The sequence below is a fragment of the Blastococcus atacamensis genome (assembly GCF_002938425.1).
Lineage (GTDB): Bacteria > Actinomycetota > Actinomycetes > Mycobacteriales > Geodermatophilaceae > Blastococcus > Blastococcus atacamensis.
The window spans coordinates 26,882-49,177 of the sequence record NZ_POQU01000014.1 but is presented as its reverse complement, the minus strand read 5'-3'; the positions used below and the strand labels follow the sequence as shown (position 1 = coordinate 49,177).

At 73.8% G+C, this 22,296-nt stretch carries 25 protein-coding genes; 19 read left to right on the top strand and 6 right to left on the bottom strand.

Features of this window, described 5'->3' with window-relative positions; genetic code table 11:
- The first annotated feature begins 5 nt into the window (after positions 1-5).
- Genes cpaB through C5508_RS05890 form a run of 5 tightly spaced genes read left to right on the top strand, consistent with a single transcriptional unit; the run spans position 6 to position 5,179 of the window.
- Positions 6-746: a Flp pilus assembly protein CpaB gene (cpaB, locus tag C5508_RS05910; RefSeq protein WP_104524020.1), complete on the top strand. Its 741-nt coding sequence runs from the start codon at positions 6-8 to the stop codon at positions 744-746.
- Positions 743-1,939, top strand: coding sequence for an AAA family ATPase (locus tag C5508_RS05905; protein WP_104524019.1), 1,197 nt, complete (start codon positions 743-745; stop codon positions 1,937-1,939). Before cpaB ends, C5508_RS05905 begins: the two co-directional genes overlap by 4 nt.
- Positions 1,936-3,342 (top strand): CpaF family protein, encoded by a 1,407-nt coding sequence (locus C5508_RS05900; RefSeq protein WP_104524018.1) that lies wholly within the window; start codon positions 1,936-1,938, stop codon positions 3,340-3,342. Before C5508_RS05905 ends, C5508_RS05900 begins: the two co-directional genes overlap by 4 nt.
- Positions 3,342-4,283, top strand: coding sequence for a type II secretion system F family protein (locus tag C5508_RS05895; RefSeq protein WP_104524017.1), 942 nt, complete (start codon positions 3,342-3,344; stop codon positions 4,281-4,283). The genes C5508_RS05900 and C5508_RS05895 overlap by 1 nt, the downstream gene beginning before the upstream one ends.
- Positions 4,283-5,179: a type II secretion system F family protein gene (locus C5508_RS05890; protein WP_104524016.1), complete on the top strand. Its 897-nt coding sequence runs from the start codon at positions 4,283-4,285 to the stop codon at positions 5,177-5,179. The genes C5508_RS05895 and C5508_RS05890 overlap by 1 nt, the downstream gene beginning before the upstream one ends.
- Before the next feature lie 69 nt (positions 5,180-5,248).
- Here C5508_RS05890 and C5508_RS05885 read toward each other — a convergent pair whose 3' ends face one another.
- Positions 5,249-5,593 (bottom strand): hypothetical protein, encoded by a 345-nt coding sequence (locus tag C5508_RS05885; protein ID WP_104524015.1) that lies wholly within the window; start codon positions 5,591-5,593, stop codon positions 5,249-5,251.
- 166 nt (positions 5,594-5,759) lie between these two features.
- On the opposite strand from C5508_RS05885, the gene C5508_RS05880 reads away from it, so the two are divergent.
- From C5508_RS05880 to C5508_RS05855, 6 genes are all read left to right on the top strand, one after another.
- On the top strand, positions 5,760-6,893 hold the full coding sequence (locus C5508_RS05880) for a baeRF2 domain-containing protein (protein WP_104524014.1): 1,134 nt from the start codon (positions 5,760-5,762) through the stop codon (positions 6,891-6,893).
- Positions 6,894-6,922: 29 nt separating this feature from the next.
- Entirely contained in the window at positions 6,923-7,180 is a 258-nt protein-coding gene (locus C5508_RS05875; RefSeq protein ID WP_104524013.1) for a DUF2795 domain-containing protein, read from the top strand.
- 1 nt (position 7,181) lies between these two features.
- On the top strand, positions 7,182-7,412 hold the full coding sequence (locus tag C5508_RS05870) for a hypothetical protein (protein ID WP_104524012.1): 231 nt from the start codon (positions 7,182-7,184) through the stop codon (positions 7,410-7,412).
- A 1-nt stretch (position 7,413) separates the two neighbouring features.
- The gene (locus C5508_RS05865) at positions 7,414-7,797 is read left to right on the top strand and encodes an acyl-CoA thioesterase (protein ID WP_104524011.1); all 384 of its coding nucleotides are present in this window, start codon (positions 7,414-7,416) and stop codon (positions 7,795-7,797) included.
- A gap of 179 nt (positions 7,798-7,976) precedes the next feature.
- Positions 7,977-8,876, top strand: a complete 900-nt coding sequence (locus tag C5508_RS05860) for an alpha/beta fold hydrolase (RefSeq protein ID WP_104524010.1) — start codon at positions 7,977-7,979, stop codon at positions 8,874-8,876.
- A 57-nt stretch (positions 8,877-8,933) separates the two neighbouring features.
- On the top strand, positions 8,934-9,371 hold the full coding sequence (locus C5508_RS05855; RefSeq protein ID WP_104524009.1) for a ChaB family protein: 438 nt from the start codon (positions 8,934-8,936) through the stop codon (positions 9,369-9,371).
- A gap of 18 nt (positions 9,372-9,389) precedes the next feature.
- On the opposite strand, the gene C5508_RS05850 is transcribed toward C5508_RS05855, so the two are convergent.
- Together C5508_RS05850 and C5508_RS05845 are read right to left on the bottom strand one after the other, a co-directional pair.
- Complete coding sequence (locus tag C5508_RS05850; protein ID WP_104524008.1) at positions 9,390-10,685, bottom strand: M24 family metallopeptidase; 1,296 nt, start codon at positions 10,683-10,685, stop codon at positions 9,390-9,392.
- A 29-nt stretch (positions 10,686-10,714) separates the two neighbouring features.
- The gene (locus C5508_RS05845; RefSeq protein ID WP_232796944.1) at positions 10,715-11,848 is read right to left on the bottom strand and encodes a GGDEF domain-containing protein; all 1,134 of its coding nucleotides are present in this window, start codon (positions 11,846-11,848) and stop codon (positions 10,715-10,717) included.
- Between the two features lie 121 nt (positions 11,849-11,969).
- Between C5508_RS05845 and C5508_RS05840 the strand changes: the two genes are divergently transcribed.
- Entirely contained in the window at positions 11,970-12,152 is a 183-nt protein-coding gene (locus tag C5508_RS05840) for a hypothetical protein (protein WP_104524006.1), read from the top strand.
- A 73-nt stretch (positions 12,153-12,225) separates the two neighbouring features.
- Positions 12,226-12,921 (top strand): NADPH-dependent F420 reductase, encoded by a 696-nt coding sequence (gene npdG / locus C5508_RS05835; RefSeq protein WP_104524040.1) that lies wholly within the window; start codon positions 12,226-12,228, stop codon positions 12,919-12,921.
- Here the strand turns inward: npdG and C5508_RS05830 are convergent.
- The 3 genes from C5508_RS05830 to C5508_RS05820 are packed head-to-tail and all read right to left on the bottom strand — an operon-like array spanning position 12,882 to position 15,816.
- Positions 12,882-13,142, bottom strand: coding sequence for a hypothetical protein (locus C5508_RS05830; RefSeq protein WP_104524005.1), 261 nt, complete (start codon positions 13,140-13,142; stop codon positions 12,882-12,884). The genes npdG and C5508_RS05830 overlap by 40 nt on opposite strands.
- A 5-nt stretch (positions 13,143-13,147) precedes the next feature.
- Positions 13,148-13,978, bottom strand: coding sequence for a 3-methyl-2-oxobutanoate hydroxymethyltransferase (gene panB / locus C5508_RS05825; RefSeq protein ID WP_104524004.1), 831 nt, complete (start codon positions 13,976-13,978; stop codon positions 13,148-13,150).
- The gene (locus C5508_RS05820) at positions 13,975-15,816 is read right to left on the bottom strand and encodes an NAD+ synthase (protein ID WP_232796947.1); all 1,842 of its coding nucleotides are present in this window, start codon (positions 15,814-15,816) and stop codon (positions 13,975-13,977) included. The genes panB and C5508_RS05820 overlap by 4 nt, the downstream gene beginning before the upstream one ends.
- Positions 15,817-15,932: 116 nt before the next feature.
- Here C5508_RS05820 and C5508_RS05815 point away from each other — a divergent pair, with 116 nt between their 5' ends.
- The 6 genes from C5508_RS05815 to C5508_RS05795 all read left to right on the top strand — a co-directional run bounded on the left by C5508_RS05815 (position 15,933) and on the right by C5508_RS05795 (position 22,256).
- Positions 15,933-16,235 carry a hypothetical protein gene (locus C5508_RS05815; RefSeq protein WP_104524002.1) on the top strand — a complete coding sequence of 101 codons (303 nt, stop codon included), beginning with the start codon at positions 15,933-15,935 and terminating at the stop codon, positions 16,233-16,235.
- A gap of 109 nt (positions 16,236-16,344) precedes the next feature.
- Positions 16,345-17,685 carry a type I glutamate--ammonia ligase gene (glnA, locus tag C5508_RS05810; protein WP_104524039.1) on the top strand — a complete coding sequence of 447 codons (1,341 nt, stop codon included), beginning with the start codon at positions 16,345-16,347 and terminating at the stop codon, positions 17,683-17,685.
- A 115-nt stretch (positions 17,686-17,800) separates the two neighbouring features.
- On the top strand, positions 17,801-17,953 hold the full coding sequence (locus C5508_RS19455) for a hypothetical protein (RefSeq protein WP_157944001.1): 153 nt from the start codon (positions 17,801-17,803) through the stop codon (positions 17,951-17,953).
- A gap of 102 nt (positions 17,954-18,055) precedes the next feature.
- Positions 18,056-18,787 (top strand): type 1 glutamine amidotransferase, encoded by a 732-nt coding sequence (locus tag C5508_RS05805; RefSeq protein ID WP_104524001.1) that lies wholly within the window; start codon positions 18,056-18,058, stop codon positions 18,785-18,787.
- Positions 18,784-21,900, top strand: coding sequence for a bifunctional [glutamine synthetase] adenylyltransferase/[glutamine synthetase]-adenylyl-L-tyrosine phosphorylase (locus tag C5508_RS05800; RefSeq protein WP_198597910.1), 3,117 nt, complete (start codon positions 18,784-18,786; stop codon positions 21,898-21,900). The genes C5508_RS05805 and C5508_RS05800 overlap by 4 nt, the downstream gene beginning before the upstream one ends.
- On the top strand, positions 21,897-22,256 hold the full coding sequence (locus C5508_RS05795) for a CDGSH iron-sulfur domain-containing protein (RefSeq protein ID WP_232796946.1): 360 nt from the start codon (positions 21,897-21,899) through the stop codon (positions 22,254-22,256). Before C5508_RS05800 ends, C5508_RS05795 begins: the two co-directional genes overlap by 4 nt.
- The last annotated feature ends 40 nt before the right edge of the window (positions 22,257-22,296 follow it).

The following is a 22,296-nucleotide window of genomic DNA, read 5'->3' as shown; positions in this document are numbered from 1 at the left end:
CGACAGTGAGACGTCGCATCCTCGCCGCCGTCGCGGCACTCGTCCTGCTCCTCGTCGGAGCCGGGGTCCTGCTGGCCTACGTGCGTGGCGCGGACGCCCGCGCCCTGGCCGGGGCCCGCACGGTCGACGTGCTCGTGGTCGTCGAACCGATCCCGGCCGGCACCCCGGCCGAGCAGCTCGCGGATCTGGTGAGCTCCGAGCCGGTGCCCGCGAAGGCCGCCGTGCCCGGCCGGGTCACCGCCCTGAGCGACCTCGCGGGCCAGGTGGCCACGGTCGACCTGCAGCCGGGGGAGCAGCTGATCGCCGGCCGCTTCGCCGCTCCGGACGACGTCCGCGGGCCGGGCATCGTCGAGGTGCCGGCCGGCCTGCAGGAGGTGTCGGTCCTCCTCGACCCGCAGCGGGCGGTCGGTGGCCGCCTGACCGCCGGCGACACCGTGGGCGTCCTGGTGTCGCTGTCGGACGCCCGCACGCACGCGGTCCTGCACCAGGTCCTGGTCACCCAGGTGCAGGGGGCGCCGGTCGCCGCGCCCGCCGCCGAGGGCACCCAGACGGCGTCCTCCGGCGCCGGTCCGGCCCCCACGTCCAGCCTGATGGTCACGCTCGCCGTCACGGCGGCGCAGGCCGAGGCCGTCGTCTTCGGCATGGAGCACGGCGCCCTCTGGCTCTCGCTGGAGCCGGCCGAAGCCGACACCTCCGGCACCGAGGTCGTCGACCCGACGGTCATCTACGGGAAGGACTTCTCATGAGCCGCGTCGTGCTCGCCGCTGCCGACGAGGACCTCATCCTCCGCATCAAGCAGGCCACCGACGGCGACCTGTCGGTGCTGCCGCCCGGCCGCCTCCCCGGCGAGCCGTCCCGGCTGTTCGAGCAGCTCCTCGACGGCGAGCTGCCCGAGGTGCTGGTCATCGGCCCGGAGGCGACCGTCGAGGAGGCGCTGGGCCTCGCCGCCCGGCTGGACGTGCAGAGCCCGGGGATCAGCGTCGTGCTGGTCGCCGATCCGACACCCGAGCTGTGGCAGGCCGCCATGCGCGCCGGCATCCGCGACCTGGTCTCGCCGGGCGCGGACGCCCTCGAACTCCGGGCCTCCGTCGAGCGCGCCTGCTCCACGGCCAGCGGCCGGCGCCGCGTGCTGCGCCCGGTCGAGGAGACCGCGCGCTACACCGGCCGCGTCATCACCATCGCCTCGCCGAAGGGCGGGGTGGGCAAGACGACGGTGTCGACCAACCTGGCGCTGGGGCTGACCGCCTCGGCCCCGCAGTCGACGGTGCTGGTCGACCTCGACGTCCAGTTCGGCGACGTCGCCTCGGCGCTGGGGCTCACGCCCGAGTACACGCTGCCCGACGTCGTCCGCGGCCCCGCGGCCGAGGACACGATGGTCCTGAAGACCTTCCTCACCCAGCACCCGAGCGGGCTGTTCACCGTGTGCGGCGCGGAGTCGCCCGCGGCCGGAGACACCGTGCGCGGCGAGGACGTCACCCGGCTGCTCGCGGCGCTGGCGCGGGAGTTCCGCTACGTCGTCGTGGACACCGCGCCGGGGCTGTCCGAGCAGACGCTCGCCGCCCTCGACCGCGCCAGCGACGTCGTGATGCTGACCAGCATGGACGTTCCCGGCGTGCGCGGCTTGCGCAAGGAGCTCGACGTGCTGCGCGAGCTGTGCATGATCCCCGCCGGCCGGCACGTGGTCATGAACTTCGCCGACCCCCGGGGCGGGCTGTCGGTGCGCGACGTCGAGACGACGATCGGCACCGGCGTCGACGTCGTCCTCCCGCGGTCGGCGAAGGTCCCGCCCTCGACCAACCAGGGCGTGCCGCTCATCGCCACCGGCAGCCGGCGCGACCCGATGGTCAAGGAGCTCAACCGGCTGGTCACCCGCTTCCAGGCCACCCCGCTCAAGGCCGCCGGCCGTTACCGGGCCAAGCACCGGGCGGCCGCGCGATGAACCTGGCCGACCGTCTCGAGGCCGCCCGCGGCCGGCAGGCCGTCGAGGACCTCGCCCTGCCCACCGCCCGGACGTCGCGCCCGGTGGCGCCCCCGCCGGCGCCACCGACCGACGCCCTCGCCCGGCTCAAGGACCGGGTCGGGAAGGCGCTGTTCGAGCGCATGGGCAGCCGGATGAACGACCCGTCACTGGGCGAGGACGCGCTGCGGTCGATCGTGCTGGGCGAGCTCGACGCGGTGGTGGAGGAGGAGAACGTCCCCCTCAGCACCGAGGAGCGGCAGCGGTTGACCGCCGACCTGGCCGACGACGTGCTCGGCTTCGGTCCGCTGCAGCGGCTGCTCGACGACGACAGCGTCAGCGAGGTCATGGTCAACGGCCCCGATCACATCTACGTCGAGCAGAACGGCAAGCTCGTCCGCACCGGCGCGTTCTTCACCTCCGAGGAGCACCTGCGCCGGGTCATCGACCGGATCGTCTCCCGGGTGGGACGACGGATCGACGAGTCCTCGCCGCTGGTCGACGCCCGCCTCGCCGACGGCTCCCGCGTGAACGCGATCATCCCGCCGCTGGCCTTCAGCGGTTCCACGCTGACGATCCGCAAGTTCTCCAAGGACCCGTTCACCGTCACCGACCTGATCGGCTTCGGCACTCTCTCGCCGGAGATGGCCGAGCTGCTGCACGCCTGCGTGGACGCGCGGCTGAACATCATCGTCTCCGGGGGCACCGGCACCGGGAAGACGACGCTGCTCAACGTGCTGTCCTCCTTCATCCCCGAGGGCGAGCGGATCGTCACGATCGAGGACGCCGTCGAGCTGCAGCTGCAGCAGGACCACGTCGTCCGGCTGGAGTCGCGTCCGCCCAACATCGAGGGCAAGGGCGCCATCACCATCCGCGACCTGGTGCGCAACTCCCTGCGCATGCGGCCCGACCGGATCGTGGTGGGGGAGTGCCGTGGTGGTGAGTCGCTGGACATGCTGCAGGCGATGAACACCGGTCACGACGGCTCGCTGTCGACGGTGCACGCGAACTCGCCGCGCGACGCCATCGCCCGTCTCGAGACGCTGGTCCTGATGGCCGGCATGGACCTGCCGCTGCGGGCCATCCGCGAGCAGATCGCCTCCGCCGTCGACGTCGTCGTGCAGCTGACCCGCCTGCGGGACGGCACCCGCCGGGTCACCCACGTCACCGAGGTGCAGGGTATGGAAGGGGAGACCGTCACCCTCCAGGACGCCTTCCTCTTCGACTACTCCGCCGGCGTGGACGCCTCCGGGAAGTTCCTCGGCAGGCCCGTGCCGACCGGGGTGCGCCCGCGCTTCACCGAGCGCTTCGAGGAGCTGGGCATCACGCTCTCCCCGCGCGTCTTCGGGGCGAGCGAGGCCGCTGCCGCCCGCGGGTGGCAGTGATGTCACCGGTCCTGCTCGTCGCCGGCCTCGCCGCGGTCGCCGCCGCACTGCTGCTGCTGGCCCTCGTCGTCCTGCCCGGCGGCCCCTCGCGGGTCCCGCTGAGCCGGCTGGACCCGGCGACGGCGCCCCCGACCTCTGCCCTGGCCGGCGCGGGCGCCGCGGCCGGTGCGGCGGTGGAGAAGGTGCTGGTCGAGCGCGGCCGCCTCGCCGCCGGTGCGGCCGCGCTGGAGACCGCCGGCATGCGCACCAGCCTGCCCGACTTCGTCCTCGCCACGGGCCTGGTCACCGTGGTCGCCGGCGCGATCGGTGCCCTGCTGGGCGGCCCGCTCCTCGTCCTGGTCGTCCTCGTCCTGGTCCCGCTGGGCGCCCGGCTCCTCGTCCGCTTCCGCACCAGCCGCCGCCGGGCGGCGTTCGCCGACCAGCTCGACGACTCGCTGCAGCTGATGGCGAGCAGCCTGCGCGCCGGGCACAGCCTGCTGCGCGCGGTGGACGCCGTCTCGACCGATGCCTCCGCGCCCACCTCGGAGGAGTTCGCCCGGATCGTCAACGAGACGCGGGTCGGCCGGGACCTGGGCGACGCCCTCGACGAGGTGGCCCAGCGCATGGGCAGCGACGACTTCGTCTGGGTGGCCCAGGCGATCAGCATCCACCGCGAGGTCGGGGGCAACCTGGCGGAGGTGCTCGACGCCGTCGGGCACACGATCCGCGAGCGCAGCGCCATCCGCCGTCAGGTCAAGGCGCTCTCGGCCGAGGGGAAGCTCTCGGCGATCGTGCTCATGGCGCTGCCCTTCGGTGTCTTCGGCTTCATCGCCATGAGCAACCCCGGTTACCTGGCCGGGTTCACCGAGGGACTGGCCGGCTACGCGATGCTGGCCACCGCCGCCCTGATGCTGTGCGTCGGTGGGTTCTGGCTCAAGAAGACCGTGGCGATCAGGTTCTGATGACCACGCTGCCGATCCCCGTCGTCGCCGCCGTCCTGGCGGTGGCCGCCGCCGTCCCGCTGCTCGGGTGGGCCCTGGTGGCGCGGCCCGCGTCACCGACCGCCCGGGCTCGCGACAACCTGCTGCGCGGCATCGACCTGACCGGTCCGGCGGATACCCGGCCGGCGGGACCCGGACTGCTGCGCCGGCTCGTCGACGGGCTCACCCCCGGGGGCACCACTGACCGCCTGGACCGGCTGGCCGGCACGGCGGGGCGCCCGGCGGCCTGGCCGGTGCCGCGACTCGTGGCCGCCAAGCTGGTGCTGGGCGGCGTCGCGGGCGCGCTGTCCGCCCTTGTGGTGAGCGCCGACCCCGGCGGCCTCTCGCTGGGAATCGCGGTCGTGGTGACCGTCGTGGCCTACTTCGTTCCCGAACTGCTGCTGTACTCGCGGGGACAGGAGCGCCAGGCGGCCATCGGGCTGGAACTCGCGGACACCCTCGACCAGATGACCATCGCGGTGGAGGCCGGTCTCGGCTTCGAGTCGGCCATGGCGCGTGCGGGGAAGAACGGCACCGGCCCGCTGGCCGAGGAGCTGGTCCGCACCCTGCAGGACATCGCGGTGGGCCAGCCGCGGCGGGACGCCTACCTGGCGCTGGCCGACCGGACCGGCGTGCAGGACCTGCGGCGCTTCATCGCGGCGATCGTGCAGGCTGACGCGTACGGCGTCTCCATCGCCGACGTGCTGAGGACGCAGGCGCAGGTGATGCGTCTCAAGCGGCGTCAGCGGGCCGAGGAGAAGGCCATGCAGATCCCGGTGAAGGTGATCTTCCCGCTGATCCTCTGCATCCTTCCGACGCTGTTCATCGTGCTGCTGGGGCCCGCCGTGCTGGACATCATCGACGCCTTCAGCGGCTGAGCCGCCGGGTGTACCGAACTCGTGGTGATCAGCCGCTGATCACCACGAGTTCGGTCCACCCGGCCCGGATCAGCCGGTGGAACGAGGCTGTGCCGGGTTGGTCGGGTCGCCCTGGGACGGCGGGTTCATCGCTGGGCCGGTGGTCGCCTCGGAGGCCTTGGAGCCACCCGCGGCGTGTCCGGGATCGTCGGCGGCCGGAGCGGCCGGGTCGCCCCCCGAGGGCTGGGCGCCCTCGCGCAGGGACTGCGCCCGGTTCTCCATGATCGTGACCACCTGCACCCGGTTGGCGTGTGCGCGCTCGTACTCGAGCAGCGTCTCCAGGCCCTGCAGGTCCAGGGTCCTGATGCGCGAGGTCAGCCCGTCCACCGGCAGGTGGTCGTAGTCGGGCAGCGGCAGTTGGTCGTGCTCTGTCATCCCTCGTCCTCTCGGCGGTTTGGTGTCGCCCGACCGCCTACCCCCGCCTCCAGGAATCGACACGGGTGTGAGGTGCCGGGGCGTGGGTAGGCGGCGACGGCGGGAGTCGCGGCCCCGTCGCCGCCCCGCGCACCGAGCCGATCGAACGAGGAGTTGTCGCACCGACATGGACGTGTCCTTCCTGGAGCCGGTTTTCGCCGCGGCGGGCCCCTTCGCCACGGTGCTGGCCGACGTCACGCACACCACGGAGAACGCGGGCACCGAGCTCGACCTCCGCGTCCGCGCGATCGCCGAGCGGCTCACCGAGCAGGGCGTACCGGAGCCGGTCCTGGAGACCGTGCGCAGCCGCCTGCTCGAGGGCAACGACGGCGGCGCCGCCGGAGAGCTGAAGGGCCGTGCCGTCGTCGTGGCCGCCGACGGCACGGTCGTGCTCGACCAGGCGCTGGCCGCCGCGCCGCTGCGCGAGGTCGCCGAGTGGTCGCCGAAGCCCGACCTGCTGCCCGTCCTGCGCCAGCTGCCGGGCCGCGTGCCGCACATCGTCGTGCTCACCGACCGCATCGGCGCCGACATCACCTACTTCGGCGGCGCCGGCCAGGTGGAGGAGGAGCAGTCGGTCGAGGGGGACAGCGTCCACATCCACAAGTTCCAGGGCGGCGGCTGGGCCCACCACCGCTACCAGCACAACACCGAGAACAAGTGGATCCACAACGCCGAGGACGTCGCCCAGCACATCGCCTCGATGGTCCGGCGGCTCGGGCCTCGGTTCGTGCTGGTCGCCGGCGACATCCGGGCTCGGCAGATCCTCACCGACCGGGCCAGTGACCTCTGGTCCGACCTCATCGTGTCCATGGACGAGGGGGGTCGCGCTGCCGGCGCCGACCGCGCGCCGGTCGACGCCCGCGAGGCCGAGCTGGTCGCCGAGCACGAGGCCCGCGAGATCGCCGAGACCGTGGAGAAGATCGAGGCGGCCGCGGCGCACGGGCTGTCGGTGACCGGCGTCGACCACGTCGTCGAGGCCCTGCGCAAGGGCCAGGTCGAGACCCTCGTCCTCGCCGACGCCCAGGAGTCCGACGCCACCCTGCTGGTGGGCAACAACCCGCTGGAGCTCGGCGTCGATCAGCAGGACATGGACGCCCTCGGCATCCACGGCGACGTCGTCCCGGCCGACCGTGCGCTGCTCGCCGCCGCCGTGGCGAGCGCCGCGGACGTCGTCGTCGTCCCGCACGCGGCGATGCCGGAGGAGGCGACGGTAGCGGCGATCCTCCGCTACACCGACGCGTCCACCGACGCCGGCAACTGACCCCGACCGCACCACCCGAAGGAGCACCCGTGACCGACCCGCACCAGCCCGCCACCTCTCCCGGCACCAACGAGGCCGACATCGAACGTCGAGCCGCGATCGCCGAGGCCCTGGGCAAGGAGGTGTGGCCCGCCGACCGCGACGCCCTGATCGCCAAGGCGCAGGAGGGCACCCCGGCCGACCGGGTCCTCTCGGATCTGCAGCGCCTGCCCGCCGGGCAGCAGTTCGAGAACGTCCAAGAGGTCGCCGCCGCCCTCGGCCTCGGCACCGAGCAGCAGCGGTTCTGACGTGACCACCCAGAAGCAGCCGAGCCCGGAGGCGCTGGACAGCGTCACCGAGCACACCATCGAGACGCGGTCCCACCTGCTCCCCGAGGAGGAGGGGATGCGCGGCAGCGGCATGGAGGAGGTCGCGGCCGAGATCATCCTCGCCGAGTCCGCGGAACGGACGGTGCACGCCGATCCCGACGACGCCCAGGGGGCGCACCGTCAGTCGGCCGAGACCGCCGACCTGCCCTGACGTGCGGCACGAGCACCGGGTCCAGCTGCGCTGGTCAGATCCCGACATGCTCGGGCACGTCAACCACGCCCGGGCGCTGAGCCTGCTCGAGGACGCCCGGCTGGCCATGATCGACGGCCGGCCGGGCGGGGAGCTCATCCTCGCGCGGCTCGAGGCGGACTACCTCCGGCAGCTGTACTACCGGGTGGACGAGCCGCTCACGGTGACCAGCTGGGTGACCCGACTGGGCACCAAGTCCTTCTCCATCCGGCAGGAGCTGGCCCAGGACGGCGAGGTCGCCATCCGCGCCGACATCGTGCTGGTCGTCTTCGACTTCGCCGCCAACGCCAGCCGCGCGATGACCGAGGACGAGCGCGTGCACTGGAAGTCCTACCTGGAGGGCTAGGTGGCCCCGTACCTTCCCCGCTGCCAGCCCTCCAGCGGGGCGTAGGCCCACACCTCGGCCCGCCGACGTCGTCCCCGCCGCGGTTCTCCTCGGCGGGGGCACAGAAGGCATCGGTGTCCACCCGCGGACCCCGTCGGCGCGGGCCCGGGGCCCGACAGGGGTCGGTGTAGACAGGGACGATGCCGGACAGGGACAGGCGATTCTTCGCGGGGTTCACCGAGCGCCGGGTGGCCGTCGGGAACGACGTCGTCCTGCGGGTCCGGACAGGCGGACAGGGCCCACCGGTCGTGCTGCTGCACGGGCATCCACGCACCCACACCACCTGGCACCGCGTCGCGCCGCTGCTCGTGGCCGCCGGGCACACCGTCGTCTGCCCCGACCTCCGCGGCTACGGCATGTCGTCGAAGCCCGCCACGACCGACGACCACGCGCCGTACTCCAAGCGCGCCCTGGCCGGTGACGTGGTGGCGCTGATGCGATTGCTGGGACACGAGCGCTTCGCCGTCGTCGGTCACGACCGGGGTAGCTACGTGGCCCTGCGGACGGCGCTGGACCACCCGGCGGCGGTTTCGCACCTCGCCGTCCTGGACTGCATCCCGATCGTCGAGCACCTGGACCGCGCCGACGCCCGGTTCGCGACCGCATGGTTCCACTGGTTCTTCTTCGCCCAGCCGCGGCTGCCCGAGCAGGCGATCCTGGCCGATCCCGTCGCCTGGTACCGGGCGACGGGATCGGGGCGGGCGCAGGCGATGGGGGAGGAGAACCACGCCGACTTCATGACCGCGATCCGCGATCCCGCCACCGTCCGCGCCATGCTCGAGGACTACCGGGCCGGGCTGGGGGTCGACCGTGCGGCCGAGGAGGACGACCGGAGGGCCGGGCGGCGGGTCACCTGCCCGACGCTGGTTCTGTGGTCCGCGCGCGACGACCTGGTGGAGCTGCACGGCGATCCACGGGCGATCTGGACGCAGTGGACCACCGACCTGCGCGGCGGCGGGCCGATCGACAGCGGACACCACATGGCCGAGGAGGCACCGGAGGAGCTGGCCGCCACGCTGCTGCCGTTCCTGGACGGGTGACATCGGGTGATCTTCCCGGCGTTCCGGGTACGGGTCGCCGCGAGGAAGGGAGAGGTCATGCCCAAGACCACTGACAACGGCAACGCCAAGAAGGAAGAGCTGCCCAGCACCATCGAGCGTTCGGACAAGAAGGCGCAGCGCACTTACGCGAAGGCCCACGACTCCGCGGTCGAGTCCTACGGCGAGGGCCGCAGGGCCCACCAGACCGCCTACTCCGCGCTCAAGCACACCCACGAGAAGGTCGGGGACCACTGGGAGCCCAAGGAGGGCGGCAAGAAGGGCCCGTCCGACGAGCAGGCCAAGGGCGGCCGCGGCACCAACAAGGAGACCAAGGGGGGCGTCGACGCCAATGCCACCAAGGAACACCTGCTCAAGTTGGCCAAGAAGCTCGACGTCTCCGGCCGCTCGAAGATGAAGAAGAAGGAACTGGTCGACGCCATCCAGAAGGCGAACGACAAGACGACCGCCGCCGCGCGGAAGAAGAAGAAGAAGTAGTCGCGGCCGGGGACGGCGTCAGCCGATGAGGACGAACTCCGACTGTCGGCCGCCGAGGAACCGGACGCCGCCCCCGGTGATCGCGATGCCCTCCTCGAGCCCGAGGCGTACGCACTGGCCGTCCCACTCGGGCACCGGCCGGCGCACGGCCAGTTCGAGCGCGAACGCCGTGTCGGGGCTCACCGGGTAGTCGCCGGCACCGGGCACCCCGGACTGCTCGTCCCACTGACCGATCGCCGGACCGGCCCCATGCCCGTGGAAGCCGATCGGGTGCGAGTACACCTCGCCGTCGATGCCCTCGGCGGCCGCCGCCGCCCGGGCCGCGGCCAGCACCTCGTTGCCCGTCCGGCCGGGAACCAGCGCCTCCACCGTCAGCTCCTGCAGCCGGTTCGCATCACGCATGGCCGCCCGCAGCCCCTCGGGAGCCACCGTCTCGCCGGGGCGCAGCACGTAGGCGTTGCGCTGGTTGTCGGTGCGCAGGCCCAGGCAGCTCAGGCCCACGTCGCAGTGCAGCAGGTCGCCCGGCTCGACAACCGCGTCGAAGGGGACCGTCGGCAGCAGCGCGCCCTGCTCCTCGGCCAGCGGCACCCCGGCGCGCTGCAGCAGCACCGACGGCTGGAACCACGGCTCGACGCCGAGGTCGTGCAGCCGCTGCCGGATCCACCACGCGACGTCCAGCGCGGTCGTCTCGCCGACGGTGACGACGGCGGAGGAGAAGGCTTCGTCGACGACGTCCTGCGCGAGCCGGTTGAGCCGGTGCAGGACCGCGATCTCCTCCGGCAGCCGAGTCTCGAGCCAGCTGACGGCCAGTTGCTCGGCCGACACCAGCCGGCCGGCCCACGGGCCCAGCGCCTCGGTGAGCAGGCGGTGCTCGGTGTGCGAGAGGCCGTCGGCCAGGCCGAAGTCCTCGGAGACGTCGATGCCGATGCGCTCCGGCGCCGCCTGCTCCACGAACCGGCGCACCTCGGCCCACTGCGACTCGGGTCCGGTGGACGCGCCCGGCGTCCAGGCGGGCAGGAACTGCCCCACCGGATAGCGGGACACCGCCGCCGCGGTCACCCCGTCGTCGCTGCGGTGCAGGACGAGGATCGTGCGCCGTCGCGCGGACAGCCAGGTCGCCGGCAGGAACGTGGCCAGCACCGGGTCCTCGTTGTACTCCCGGCCGACGATGATCCACAGGTCGATGCCGGCGCGGTCCATCAGCCCGGGCAGTACGTCGATCAGGCGCTCGGTGAGCCAGCGGTCGCGCACGCCGGCCTGCTCGCGGAGCGGCGGCGGCACCGTCCGCAGCGGGTCCGGCGCGGCGAGCGACATGGCTCAAGGGAAGCAGAGAACCGGCGAACTCACCGGTCGAGCGCGGGCCGCCGTTCCTCCGACCGGGGCACGCCGGGCCAGGCCCTCGTCTCCTCCGGTCGTGGCACCCGGGCGCGGGGCAGGACGGCGGTGGCGACCCGGTCGCGGCCCAGTCGCTTGGCCTCGTACATCGCGGCATCGGCGCGGTCGACCAGCCGCCACAGGGCCGCGACCGCGTCCTCGCCGTCCTCGGGCCGCGAAACCGCCAAGCCGACCGAGGCGGTCACTCCGTACCCGTCGACGGTGTGCCCGGCGGACACGGCCGTGCGCAGGCGCTCGGCGAGTTGCTGGGCCTCGGCGGCGTCGGCGACCAGGCCCAGCACGACCATCTCCTCGCCGCCGGTGCGGGCGAGGACGTCGGCCGGGCGGACCGTGCCCTGGAGGGACCGGGCGACGGCGTTGAGGACGCGGTCCCCCACGGCGTGCCCGAACTGGTCGTTGAGCCGCTTGAAGTGGTCGAGGTCGAGCACCATCGCGGTGACGCGGGTGCCGTCGCGCCGCGCCTGGCGCCAGATGCGCGGGGCCTGCTCGACGAGGTAGCGCCGGTTGAACAGCCCGGTGAGCGGGTCCAGGCGGGTGAGCTTCTCGGTGGCCACCAGCAGCCGCTGCACCCGTCGGCGCAGCATGAAGACGCCGAGCGCGGCGGCGTCCAGCATCCCGGCGCTCACCCCGACCTGGACCGCGAGCCCCACGGTGTCGTCGTAGCTGGGCCACAGCGCGGCCAGGCAGACCGCGCCGGTGACGACCATGTGCACGACCAGCTGCCGCAGCTCCAGGAACCAGGCGGCGACCAGCGCGGGGAACAGCAGCATCAGCGGGGTGGCGTAGCGCAGCGGGTCGTGGATGCACAGGACGACGACCAGGTAGATGACGTCGCCGACCAGCACCAGCGCGAAGGTGTGCCGCGGGCTGACCCGCCCGCGGGTGCCGATGGAGGTGCCCAGGACCAGCAGGGTGGCCATCGTTGCGGCGTAGGCGAAGCGGCCGGCGCCCTCGCGCAGCACGCCGTCGACGAACAGGTTGATCGAGCCCATGAGCCCGCCGATCACGAGCAGCGCGGCGACCGTGCGGGCGGCGAGACGACCCTCGGACATCCGCGGGAGCTCGTCGTCCCGGCTGGTCACGGCCGAAGGATGCCGCACCATCCGGCTGCGCGGGAGCGTTCTGCGCGCGGTGCGGTCACCGGGGGCGACGACGTCCCCGGGGTGGAAGGCTGGGGACGACGACGAGCGAAGGAGGCCGCGCATGGCCGGAGGGCCCTGGTACTTCTGCCTGAAGCACCACACCGTGGAACCGCGTGAGGGTTGCCCGGACAAGCACCGGCTGGGTCCGTACGAGACCCGCGAGGACGCCGAGCAGGCGCTGCAGTCCGTCGCCGAGCGCAACGAGGAGCTCGACGCCGAGGACCGCGCCTGGAAGGGCGACTGACGGCCGTCCCGGCCGGGCGGGGCAGAATCGGGCGCGTGCGTCCGGATTGTCCGGCGCCGCGGGAGGGGTGGACGTGACGGACGGGCGCGCGGTCGAGGAACTGGTCGTCGGGGTGCTGGGCGGCACCGGACCGCAGGGACGCGGGCTCGCCGTCCGACTGGCCGCCCAGGGTCAGCGCGTGCTGCTGGGCTCGCGGGACGCCGAGCGCGCCGCCGAGGTCGCCGCCGAGGTCGCTCAGCGCGCCGCCACGGTCGCCGGCGACGTCGAGGTGTCGGTGACCGGCGGCTCCAACGTGGACGTGGCGGGCGCCGCCGACCTGGTCATCGTCGCCGTCCCCTTCGCCGGGCACGCCGCCACGCTTGCCGAGCTGGCGACCCCGCTGGCCGGGAAGATCGTCGTCGACTGCGTCGTGCCCATGGGCTTCGACGAGCTCGGCGCCCACGTGCTCGACGTCGCCGAGGGCAGCGTCGCCCAGCAGGCGGCCGCGCTGCTGCCCGACTCGCACGTGGTCGGCGCGTTCCACCACCTCTCGGCCACGCTGCTCGAGGACCTCTCCAAGCCCACCATCGACGGCGACGTCATGGTGGTCGGCGACGACCGCGCGTCGATGGACACGGTGCAGGCGCTGGCCGGGCGGCTGCCCGGCATGCGCGGCATCTACGCCGGCCGGCTGCGCAACGCCCGCCAGGTCGAGGCGCTGACCATCAACCTGGTGTCGGTCAACCGCCGCTACAAGGTGCACGCCGGCGTCCGCGTCACCGACGTCTGACCAACCCGGCTACGCCGGCCGGTCGCCGTCCCGGATCGCGTCCACCGCGAGCGGATACCCAGGTGGGTGCGCTGCCGCACGAGCCGCACGGCCTCGATGCGCTCGCCGCCGGCGAGCAGGGCGCGCACGTCACCGGCGAGCGGCTCGGGGAGCAGTACCGGCACCGGGACGTCGTCGAAGCGCAGGCCTCTGAGCCACTGGGGAATGCGCCACCGGCTCATGCCGCCTACTCGAAGGAGTGCTCGGGCCCGGGGAAGGCGCCGCCGCGGACGTCGTCGGCGAACTCTTGCGCCGCCCGCCGCAGCTCGGCCCGGACATCCGCGTACTTCTTCACGAACTTCGGCACCCGGCCGCCGTTGAGCCCGGCCATGTCCGGCCAGACGAGCACCTGGGCGTCGCAGTCGACCCCGGCACCGATGCCCACCGTCGGGATGGACAGCTCCTCGGTCACCCGGCTGGCGATCCCGGCCGGCACCATCTCCAGGACGACGGCGAAGGCACCGGCCTCCTGCACCGCGTGCGCGTCGGCCAGCAGCTGCTCGGCGCCGGCACCGCGGCCCTGCACCCGGAAGCCGCCGAGGGCGTGCTCGCTCTGCGGCGTGAAGCCGATGTGCGCCATCACCGGGATGCCGGACTCGCTGAGCAGCCGGATCTGCGGGGCCACCCGGACGCCGCCCTCCAGCTTGACCGCCTGCGCGCCGCCCTCCTTCATCAGCCGGACGGCGTTGTCGAACGCCTGCTGCGGGCCGGACTCGTAGGAGCCGAACGGCATGTCCGCGACGATCAGCGGCCGCGAGGTGGAGCGGGTGACGGCCTTGGTCAGGAAGAGGATGTCCTCGACGGTGACCGGCACCGTGCTGGTGTGCCCCATGACGACGTTCCCGGCGGAGTCGCCGACGAGCAGGACCGGGATGCCGGCCTCCTCGAAGATGGCTGCGCTGTAGGTGTCGTAGGCGGTGAGCATCGCCCACTTCTCGCCGCGCGCCTTGGCCTGCTGCAGGTGGTGGATGCGCACCCGCGCGCTCGACGTGCCGCCGTAGAGAACCGACTCGGTCATGACTGCGCCGCTCCTTCGCGGACCGTCGGGAGGGTCTCCCGCCAGCGGTTGGTGATGGGCAGGCGCCGGTCCCGGCCGAACGCCTTGAGGCTGATCTTGGTCCCCGGGGCCGACTGGCGGCGCTTGAACTCGGCGGCGTCCACCAGCCGGAGGACCCGGGCGACGACCTCGGCGTCGTGGCCTCGCTCCAGCAGCTGGGCCATGCCGAGGTCCCGGTCGACGTAGTCGGCGATGACGGCGTCCAGCTCGTCGTAGGACGGCAGCGAGTCGCTGTCCTGCTGGCCGGGCGCCAGCTCCGCCGATGGCGGCTTCTCGATGGAGTTGACCGGGATGGGCTCGGTCTCCCCGCGCTCGCGGGCATGGGCGTTGCGCCAGCGGGCCAGGTCCCAGACCAGGGTCTTGGGCACGTCCTTGATCGGCGCGAAGCCGCCGGCGGCGTCGCCGTAGAGCGTGGAGTAGCCGACGGCGACCTCGCTCTTGTTCGACGTCGCCAGCAGCAGGTGGCCGTGCTGGTTGGACAGCCCCATGAGCAGGGTGCCGCGGACCCGCGCCTGCAGGTTCTCCGCGGCGACGCCGGAGAGCTCGACGGAGGATTCGTAGGCGTCGACCATCGGGGCGATCGGCACCACGGAGTAGTGCATGCCCAGGCGCTTGGCGGAGTCCTCCGCGTCGGACAGCGAGTGCTCGCTGGACCACTTCGAGGGCAGCCCGACGCCGTGCACGCGGTCGGCGCCGAGGGCGTCGACGGCGAGGGCGGCGACCAGCGCCGAGTCGATGCCGCCGGACATGCCGAGCACGACCGATGGCATGCCGTTCTTGTCGATGAAGTCGCGCAGGCCCAGCACCAGCGCCCGCCAGACCTCCTCGCAGTCGCTGAGCGGCTCGACGACGGGAGCCGGCTGCGCCGCGTAGGCCGGCACCGGCTCCTCGCTGAGCACGGAGCGGGTGACGGTCATCGGCCCGACCCGGCCCTCGCGCCGCTCGGGCACCGAGGACGGGTCCAGCGTGAGGTCGACGGTGAGCAGGTGCTCGACGAACTGGGGTGCCCGGGCCAGCAGCTCGCCGGTGGGGGAGACCGCCATCGAGTCGCCGTCGAACACCAGCTCGTCCTGGCCGCCGACCTGGTTGCAGTAGAGGATCGCCGCCCGTGCCTCGGCGGCCCGGCGCTGCACCAGCGGCAGGCGCAGGTCGTCCTTGGCGCGCTCGTAGGGCGAGGCGTTGGGGGAGACGACGAGGTCGACGCCGGCCTGGCCGGCCACGCCGCACGGGCCGCCCTCGACCCAGAGGTCCTCGCAGACGGTGAGCGCGACGTCCACCCCGTGCAGCCGGACGACCGGCAGCTCGGTGCCGGGCACGAAGTAGCGGGCCTCGTCGAAGACGCCGTAGTTCGGCAGGTGCCGCTTGTAGTAGCGGACGACGACGTCGCCACCGTGCAGCAGGGCCGCGGCGTTGCGCGGGGCACCCCGGCGCGGGTTGGCGTCGCTGGGCCGGTCGTCGTCGTCGGAGGGCGTCCGGTCGACCGGCGCGGGTCCTGCGCCTTGGGTGTGCGCCAGGTAGCCGACGACGACGGCGAGGTCCCCGAGCCCCTCGGCGGCCAGCCGCTCCGCCAGGTCGACCAGCGCCTGCTCGCTCGCGCGGGCGAAGGACTCCCGCAGCACGAGGTCCTCGGGCGGGTACCCCGTCAGGGTCATCTCCGGGAAGACGACGAGGTGCGCCCCGGCCTCGGCCGCCTTCGCCGCCCACCGGACGACGAGCTCGCAGTTGCCCGCGAGGTCGCCGACGCGCGTATCGACCTGGGCCAGGGACACCCGCAACTGCACCGGCTGCTGATCGCTCACGCGCTCCATCCTCGTCGCTCGCCGCGCGGAGGGGCCAGGTGGGGCCGTCCCGGTGTTCACGCCGTGGACGGCCGGACGGGGGTGACACGGGGGAGCGGCCGTCCTAGCGTGCAGACATGGGCGACCCCACGACGATCTCGCGGCTCGTGGCGGGCGGCTACGCGGCGATCGGTGCGGGTGCGGCCGTGCGCCCGTCCCTGGTGCCGTCGGTGTTCGGCGGCTCGGCCCGGACACCGGAGTCCCGCACGGAGGTCCGGGCGGTCCACGCCGGGATCCCGCTCGCGTTCGCCACCGCGCTGCTCCGGTCGGAGGGGCAGGGCCCGGCGGCGGGCGCCGCCGTGCTCCGGACCGTGGACGATGCCAGCGCGGGCATGGCGCCGGCCCGGCTGGCGGGGGCGGCACCGCGCCACGGCACCTGACCACGACACGCACCCGGATCAGCCGGGATCGCGCGCCGGGGTGCCCCGCAGGGGGCAGTCTGGCGCCGACGTCACACACCCGAAACGAGCGGACTGGATCATGGCGGGCATGGACCGACAGCAGGAGTTCGTCCTGCGCACCCTGGAAGAGCGCGACATCCGCTTCGTGCGGTTGTGGTTCACCGACGTCTCCGGCTACCTCAAGGCCGTCGCGGTGGCCCCGGCCGAGATCGAGGCGGCGTTCGCGGAGGGGATCGGCTTCGACGGCTCGGCGATCGAGGGCTTCGCGCGGGTCTACGAGTCCGACATGCTCGCCAAGCCCGACCCGGGCACCTTCCAGGTGATGCCGGCCTCGCGGGGCGGCGTCAGCGACACCGCACGGATGTTCTGCGACATCACGCTGCCCGACGGCTCGCCGTCGTGGGCCGACCCGCGGCACGTGCTCCGCCGCGCCCTGGCCAAGGCCGGCGACATGGGGTTCACGTTCTACACGCACCCCGAGATCGAGTTCTTCCTGCTCAAGGACCTGCCGACCGACGGCACCCCGCCGCGGCCGGCCGACACCGGCGGCTACTTCGACCTCTCCACGCACAACGTCGCGCACGACTTCCGCCGCGAGGCGGTCTTCGCGCTGGAGGCGATGGGCATCTCGGTGGAGTTCAGCCACCACGAGGTCGCCCCCGGTCAGCAGGAGATCGACCTGCGCTACGCCGACGCCCTGTCGATGGCCGACAACATCATGACGCTGCGGCACGTCGTCCGGGAGGTCGCGCTGGCACAGGGCGTGCACGCGACGTTCATGCCCAAGCCCTTCACCGAGCTGGCCGGTTCGGCCATGCACACGCACCTGTCGCTGTTCGAGGGCGACCGCAACGCCTTCCACGACCCGGCCGACCCGATGCGGCTGTCGACGACCGGCAAGCAGTTCATCGCCGGGCTGCTGACCCACGCCCGCGAGGTCACCGCGATCACCAACCAGACGGTGAACTCCTACCGGCGGCTCCTGGCCGGCACCGAGGCTCCGACGGCGGCGACCTGGGGCCGGGCGAACCGCTCCGCGCTGGTCCGCCTGCCGAGCTACAAGCCGAGCAAGGCGCAGTCGGCCCGGGTCGAGGTCCGCTCGCCGGACTCCGCCTGCAACCCCTACCTGACCTTCGCCGTCCTGCTGGCCGCCGGGCTGCGCGGCATCGAGAAGGGCTACGAGCTGCCGCCGGAGGCCGAGGACGACGTCTGGTCGCTCACCGACACCGAGCGGCGCGCCGCCGGCTACGAGGACCTGCCGGTCAGCCTCGGCGAGGCGCTCACCGCCATGCAGGGCAGCGAACTGGTCGCCGAGACCCTGGGCGAGCACGTGTTCGAGTTCTTCCTCCGCAACAAGTGGGAGGAGTTCAACTCCTACCGGCAGAACGTCACGCCGTTCGAACTCCAGCGGTACCTGCCCGGCCTGTGAGGCTGTTCCGTCGCCGCCGGCGGCCGGCCGGGGAACCGTGGACCCGGTCCCTCCACGGGACAGTGCACTGGCTGGCCGCCCAGGACGGGGGACGGGCGGGTCCGACCCTGATGCGATGACGTCGCCGGCGGAGGCGCGATGGCTGGTGCCCGGGCTGGACGACGCTCAGCAGATCGAGCCGGGCGCGACCGTCGTGGTCACCGGAGGGGCGCGGACGGTGGCGCACTTCTTCGTCGACGAGGTGGACGACGACGGGTCCTCCTCCTGACTGCGGGTGGTTCGGGGTGGTCCGTAGCGGATGGCCCGATCCATGCACGGTCGCGGCCGATCGGTGACGAGCGTCCTCGGCGGGGGAACTAACCTCGTCGGCGTGGCCCGCCTGCTCGTCGTCGTCCCGAGCGAGACCGACCCGCCCGCGCGGCTGGGGGAGTGGCTGCGGGCGGCCGGTCTCGAGCTCGACGAGCGGCACCTGGGGCTGGGCGAGGAGCTGCCCGCGACCCTCGACGGGATCGACGGGCTGCTGGTGCTGGGCGGACCGCAGTCCTCGATGGACGACGACGCGACCAGCCCCGAGCTCGTGGGTGTCCGCCTCCTGCTTCGTCAGGCGCTCGACGCGGACCTCCCCACGCTCGCCATCTGCCTCGGCGCCCAGCTGCTGGCCCGGGTGGGCGGCGGGCGGACCCGGGTCGGCGTCGACGGGCCCGAGGTCGGGGCCACGCTGGTGGCCAAGCGCGACGCGGCCGACAAGGACCCGGTCTTCGGCCCGCTGCCGCTCTCGCCCGACGTGCTCCAGTGGCACCACGACGAGATCTCCGAGCTGCCGACCGGGGCCACCCTGCTGGCGAGCAACCCGCACTACCCGCACCAGGCCTACCGGATCGGCGCGCACGTCTACGCGCTGCAGTTCCACATCGAGACGACGCCGGAGATGGTGCGGGCCTGGGCGGAGAGCGACCCCGTGGGCGTCGGGGCCAGCCCGCTGGACATCGAGACGCTCTGCGCCCGCGCCGCCGCCGCGCACGACGACCTCACCGAGATCTGGCAGCCCTTCGCCGGCCGGTTCGCCCACCTCGTCGGCCTCCGCGCCGGGTCGCCCGCGTGACCACGGCCCTCCCGGAGATCCCGCGACCCGCCATCGTCCGGCTGGTCCGCTTCGGCTTCGAGGACGGCGAGCGGGCCGCCCGGCTGCTGTCGGACCCGGCGCTCGGGCTCTGGGACCTCGGGCGCAACGAGCCGGCCGATCCGGAGGCCGGGCCGGTGGTGGCCGCGCTCGCCCGTGCCGGCGACCCCGACCTCGCCGTCCGGTCGCTGCACCGGCTGGTCGAGGCGCTCGACGAGGAGGACCCGGACGGCTCGGCCGCCGCCGCGCTCCTCGCCCGCCTCCGCGGGCCCGGCTCCTTCCGGGCGCGGCTGGTCTCGGTGCTCGGGGCCAGCTCGGGCCTGGCCGACCACCTGGCCGCGCACCCGCTGGACTGGCACGTCCTCGACGACGAACGGCACGGCCCCACCCGTCCGACGCCCGACGCGCTGGAGCGGCAGATGCTCACCGCGGTCGGCGCGGACCCCGACGACCCGCCGTGGGGCGTCCGGCTGGGCAAGGGCGCGCCCGACGCCGGTCCGGAGCGGGTGGCCGCACTCCGGCTGGCCTACCGGCGGGCGGTGCTCTCCCTCGCCGGGCGGGACCTCGGCGACGGTCTGCCGGCGGAGGACGCCGCCGTCGAGCTGGCCGACATCGCCGCGGCGGTGCTGACCGCCGGCCTGGCCATCGCCGTCGCCGAACAGCCCGACGATGCCGCCGCCTGCCGGCTGAGCGTGATCGGGCTGGGCAAGTGCGGCGGCCGCGAGCTCAACTACGTCAGCGACGTCGACGTCGTCTTCGTCGCCGAGGCCGTGGACCCCTCCGATCCCGAGGGCGCCGCACTGTCCACCGCCACCCGGGTCGCCGCCACGCTCATGCGGGTCTGCCACGAGGCGGCCTGGGAGGTCGATGCCGCGCTGCGTCCGGAGGGCAAGGCCGGCGCCCTGGTACGCACCGTCGCCGGGCACGCCGCCTACTACGCCCAGTGGGCCGAGACGTGGGAGTTCCAGGCGCTGCTGAAGATGCGCCCGGTTGCCGGCGACCCGGATCTCGGGCGCGCCTACGTCGACGCCCTGTGGCCGCTGGTGTGGACGGCTGGCGACCGGCCCGGGTTCGTCGGCCAGGTGCAGGCGATGCGCCGCCGGGTCGAGGCCAACATCCCGCCGGCCCAGGCGGAGCGGGAGCTCAAGCTCGGCCGGGGAGGCCTGCGCGACGTCGAGTTCGCCGTGCAGCTGCTGCAGATGGTCCACGGGCGGGCCGACGAGCGGCTCCGGCTCGGCGGGACGGTGCCGGCCCTCACGGCGCTGTCGGCCGGCGGTTACGTCGGCCGGGACGACGCCGCCACGCTCATCGCCTCCTACCGCTTCCTGCGCACCGTGGAGCACCGGCTGCAGCTGCTGCGCCTGCGCCGCACGCACCTGCTGCCCACCGACGAGCAGCAACTGCGGTGGCTGGCGCGTTCGCTGGGCTACAAGCCCGACCACCGCGGCGACGCCATCGCCGTCCTGCGGGCCGAGCTGGCGCTGCACACCCGCGAGGTCCGGCGGCTGCACGAGAAGCTCTTCTACCGGCCGCTGCTGTCGGCGGTCGCCCGCGTTCCGGGCGAGCACCTCCACCTCGGCTCGAAGGCCGCCGGCGACTGGCTGCGGGCGCTCGGCTTCGCCGATCCCGATGGCGCCCTGCGGCACCTGGCCGCCCTCACCGGCGGGCTCTCGCGGTCGGCGTCGATGCAGAAGTACCTGCTGCCGGTGCTGCTGCAGACCTTCGCCTCCTGCCCGAACCCCGACGCCGGGCTGCTGGCCTACCGGCAGGTGAGCGAGGCGCTCGGCGGCAACCAGTGGTACCTGCGGCTCCTGCGCGACGAGGGCCAGGTCGTCGAACGGCTGGCCCAGCTCCTGGGGTCCAGCCAGTACGTGGCTTCGCTGCTGACGCGCACGCCCGAGGCGCTCAAGCTGCTGGCCGACGACGCCGAGCTCGAACCGCGCAGCGCGACCACGCTGGCCAACGCCTGGCGGCAGGCCGCCGGGCGGGCGCCCGACCCCCAGGCGGGCATCCGGGTCATCCGGGGTCTGCGCCGCCAGGAGCTGCTGCGCATCGCTGCCGCCGACCTGCTGGGCCGCCTCGACGTGCACCGGGTCGGCCGGGCGCTCACCGACGTCGCCGTGGCCACCCTGCGCGCCGGTCTGGACGTCGCGCTGCGGGCACACGCCACGGAGACCGGCACCGGCGTCGCGGACCTGCCCATGGATCTCGCGGTCATCGGGATGGGGCGGCTCGGCGGCGGGGAGCTGGGCTTCGGGTCCGACGCCGACGTCCTGTTCGTGCACCGCACGCGTCCGGGCGCCGACGACACCAGGGCAGCGGCGGCGGCCAACGCCGTCGCGCACACGATGCGCCGGCTGCTGAGCGAGCCGGCTCCGGACCCGGCGTTCGAGGTGGACGCCGACCTGCGCCCGGAGGGGCGGCAGGGTGCGCTGGTGCGGAGCCTTCCGGCGTTCCGCGAGTACTACGAGCGCTGGGTCTCGGTCTGGGAGGTGCAGGCGCTGCTGCGAGCGGTGCCGGTGGCCGGGGACGAGGAGCTCGGGGCGCAGTTCGTGGCGCTCGTCGACCCGATCCGGTACCCCGCCGAGGGGATCACCGCCGAGCAGGTGGCCGAGATCCGGCGGATCAAGGCCCGTGTCGAGCGGGAGCGGCTGCCCCGCGGAGCGGACCCGGCGACGCACACCAAGCTGGGCCGGGGTGGTCTGGCCGACGTCGAGTGGACCGTCCAGCTGCTGCAGCTGCAGCACGCCGCCGCCATCGAGGGGTTGCGGGTGGCGTCCACGATCGGCGCGCTCGACGCGCTGGCCGCCGGCGGGCACCTCGACGCCGAGCAGACCGCCGCGCTGCGGGATGCCTGGGAGCTGGCCACGCGCGCTCGGAACGCGATCTTCCTGGTACGCGGCCGGCCCAGCGACCAGCTGCCGCGCCCCGGCCTGGAGCTGGCCGGTGTCGCACAGGCCTGCGGCTACGGACCCGACCAGGAGCCCGGCCAGTTCGTCGAGGACTACCGCCGGACCACCAGGCGCGCCCGGACCGTGGTGGAGCAGGTCTTCTACGGCGCCGCGGCTCCGGGCGGAAGCGGACCGAACGGATGACCGGGCGTGTGAGCCGACCGGCCGCCGGGCAGGGGGACGACGTGCCAGTGCAGCCCACCGAGGAGAGCCCCGCCGAGCCCCATCGCGTCGACGAGGACCTCCCGGTGTCCGAGCGGGGGAGCGGCACCACGATCACGCCCTACCGCGACGGTCCGCTGATCGTGCGCGGGGACTTCCGGTTGCTGGACCAGGACGGCGCCGAGATCGATCCGGGCCGGGAGACCATCGCGTTGTGCCGGTGCGGGAAGTCCGGCATCAAGCCGTTCTGCGACGGCTCGCACAAGCGCGCCGGGTTCTCGGCGCCCAGCGCGCCGAGCCGCCCCCGGCCCGCCGCGCAGCTCCGCCAGGAGGGCTGAGCGCGCAGCGGGCCGGAGGTCAGTGCGTGGTCTCGAAGGC